1 protein-coding gene is annotated in these 425 nt (G+C 60.2%); it reads left to right on the forward strand.

Annotated features, from left to right (window positions below; translation table 11 throughout):
* On the forward strand, window positions 1–425 hold a 425-nt coding region (locus AC1DHT_RS29385), incomplete at both ends, for an immunoglobulin-like domain-containing protein (RefSeq protein WP_477761610.1).

A 425-nucleotide genomic window follows, 5' to 3' on the forward strand; every position in this document is an offset into this window, starting at 1 on the left:
AACACCAACACCATTACCGAAGGCGGCCAGATCACCTACACCGCGACCTTGAGCAACCCGGCGGGCACGCCGATGACTGTCACGCTCAGCAATGGCGCCGTAATCAACATCGAAGCTGGTAAAACCACCGGCTCGGTGGTGGTCGATACCCCGGCCAACGACGTCTACAAAAACGGCAGCACCGTCAGCACCACCATCGAAAGCACCACCGGTGGCAACTTCGAGCAGCTGACCCCGAGCACCACCCCGGCCGTTACGACGATTACCGATTCGATCGACAACACCGGCCTGACGCTCACCGCCAGCAACACCATTACCGAAGGCGGCCAGATCACCTACACCGCGACCTTGAGCAACCCGGCGGGCACGCCGATGACTGTCACGCTCAGCAATGGCGCCGTAATCAACATCGAAGCTGGTAAAAC

The sequence above is a fragment of the Pseudomonas sp. 05N432 genome, from assembly GCF_056396945.1.